General features: G+C 59.8%; 2 protein-coding genes. Both read left to right on the top strand.

Annotated elements, in window-relative coordinates; genetic code table 11:
- Positions 1-107 precede the first annotated feature (107 nt).
- Complete coding sequence (locus tag AC4ELS_RS21270) at positions 108-881, top strand: TnsA-like heteromeric transposase endonuclease subunit (protein WP_499049172.1); 774 nt, start codon at positions 108-110, stop codon at positions 879-881.
- Entirely contained in the window at positions 874-2583 is a 1710-nt protein-coding gene (locus AC4ELS_RS21265; RefSeq protein ID WP_499049170.1) for a transposase family protein, read from the top strand. The genes AC4ELS_RS21270 and AC4ELS_RS21265 overlap by 8 nt, the downstream gene beginning before the upstream one ends.
- Positions 2584-2667: the final 84 nt, after the last annotated feature.

Below are 2667 nucleotides of genomic sequence, written 5' to 3'. Positions count from 1 at the left end.
CACGACGAACTCACCCCAGCCGAGTTTGCCCTACAGTGGGCCACGACCCACCAACCCCAAGTCGCATAGCGACTGGACCACCAAACGGGTCCCCCTCAGTCGAGGCGATGCGTTCGTGTCGAGCTGCTGATGCTAATGACGGTGTTCCCGCCGCCAGCAGCGCCGGTTTGCGTTTGGCGTGGTATTTCAGCGTCGCTGGAGCGCCGGTCACGGAATGGTCATGGCCAGGCGATGCTCCGCCACCGCTAGATCAGCTGACCCCGGTGCGTCAGCCCCAGTCGTCCGAGCACAATCGCCACGTCCCTGCGACCGTCTACTCGATGACCAACGGAGACTTCGTTTCACTGGAGTCAGGGCTGGAACACGACCTGGTCCGCAGGCTCGATCGCGATCCCACAATATCGCGAATCCTGCCGCAGCCGTTCACGTTACGGTGGAGTGGGTCTATTCAGGGCCACACTCCAGACATTCTGTCGGTGCATACCGACGGAGCGCCGACGGTATGGGACGTTCGCGGGCCCGAGAGACGAGACGATGACTTCCTGGCGGCAAGCGCGGTGATCCGTCAGGTATGCCCATTGGTGGGATGGCGTTACGAACTGTTCGCCGGAATGGGGGAAATCGAGCGCTTGAACATGCTGTGGCTGAATGGTTTTCGCCGCAAACCGCCGTGGGCATTTCGTTGTGAAGACCTAGTTCGCCTAGCGGTGGGGCAGGGTGGGTCCACTGTGGCAGGCGTATTTTCCCACGACGACGGCAGTGGCGAGCTCATCTCGACCATGTGGCATCTGCTGTGGTGCAATAAGTTACAGATTGACGTGACAGCGTCATGGACGCTGGACACGGTCGTCACGCTCGGACCGGAGTGCGCAGATGGCTGATGGCCGCACGACACTCATTGCCGGTGCCCGAATACTCACCGAAAAGGGTACGGCCGTTGTTGTCGCAGTACCGAAGGGCGAGGTCCAGCTTCGTAACGTCTACGGTGAGGTCACATCTCATCGGTACGAGGATTTACCGACCATTCAGAATTTGCGCAACACAGACGCAGTCGAACTCATGGAGCCGTTAAGGCCATTGTGGGACAGGCTTCATGAGCACGTGCGGCAACAGGCGCTCGAACGTCTGGAGATCGTCCAAGAAATCCTGACTGGATTCCGCGAGGGGCACCCCGAACTTGCCCGGCCTGGCGAACCGCGCTACCCATTCGGTCCAGATTTCGGAGAATCGGAGTCGCACCGTTGCGCGGTCATGGCCGAGCTTCTCGTCTTGGAGAGCCAAAGCCAGCGTCAGAGCCACCGGCGGCCACGTGGCGGTCTAGGCGAGGAATCAGATTCCGCTGGGCCTAATCCCAGCACCATCCGAAATTGGGTGCGTCGCTTCAAAAACGGTGGCCTGCGGGCTTTGATCGACGGGCGGAGTCTTCGCGAAAGTAAGTTCTGGGAGCTCATCGAAGATCCCTACCGTGAAATGGCGCCCGAGGTTATCGACACGCTCGACGGAGACATCTCGACCGTCTCGCTATCCGAACTCGATCGCCGTATCCGGGTCAAACTGCGCAACAACGGAGTTACTGACTGCGTGACACCACAACGGATCACGCAGCAGTTTCTGTCCACCCTCAAACGCCAGAAAGGCAGAACTACTCGCTCGCAACGCACCCGTGCCCTACAGAAGGTTTCGGGTACCCGCCACTATCCCGCGATCCGACCGGGACAAGTGGTGGCTATCGATGCCACTCGCGCCGACAACCTCGTGTTCGACCCTCTCAGTGGAAAAGCCATCAGCGTAGAGATCCTCACTGCCATCGACGTCGCGACTCGAGTGATCCTCGCGTTGCGCGTCGTACCCCGTAGCGCCAAAGGATTGGAAGCCGGACTGCTCCTTTACGACGTATGCCGGCCGTTTTCCCTGCGCGTCGCTGGAACCACGGTGAGTGACTGGCGATGGGTAGGGTTGCCATCTGCGGTCGACTTCTCTGAGGTTCATGTCCACACTGCATACCGTCACGTGGCACCGGACTTCTCGACGCTGCAAGGCGACCACGCCATCCCATCAGTGATGCCCGACGCCATCCACTGCGACCACGGATCCATCTTCATTTCCGAGTGGTTCATCGCGTTGCTGCGCGATCTCGGCATCGATCTGCTGTTGAGTCGAGGCAAGAAGCCGACAGACAATCCGCAGGTCGAACGGTGGCACGAAACCATTCAGCGTGCGCTGCAACAGATCCCAGGATACAAGGGACGAAACGTCTCCGAGCGTGGCCGGTTGGTCAGCCAAGAACCCCTTCTGACCGCACATGAACTGCAGGAACACCTGCGGCGGTTTGTCGCTTTGGACTATCACCGCACCGGCCATACCGGGATCGTGGTCCCCGGCTATGAGCAAGCCGATTCCGAGGCCAAGTTGTGCCCCCTAGAGATGTGGGACGCAATGGTTGAGGCGACAGGACGGATCGACGTGCCGCAACGTCCCAATCTCATCTACCAGTTCCTGCCAATTCGCTGGGGAACCATCAATCACGCTGGCGTTGAATTCAGTGACATGACCTACGACTCAACGGTTGATTGCGCTCATTGAACGTCCCCAGGTGTGCTCGGCGAAATTCCTCACCTGTGAGCGTCGGTCAGTGTAGTGGTTGGCGGGTTCCGGTGGCGGCTCGTC

The organism is Mycobacterium shunyiense, from assembly GCF_058270035.1.
Note: the sequence above shows the minus strand (reverse complement) of the source record. Positions and strands in the feature narration are given on the sequence as shown.

What these genes read in the sequence shown, in the direction of transcription:
- AC4ELS_RS21270 (WP_499049172.1), top strand. Translation starts at nt 108, where the DNA reads ATGCGTTCGTGTCGAGCTGCTGATGCTAATGACGGTGTTCCCGCCGCC.
- AC4ELS_RS21265 (WP_499049170.1), top strand. Translation starts at nt 874, where the DNA reads ATGGCTGATGGCCGCACGACACTCATTGCCGGTGCCCGAATACTCACC.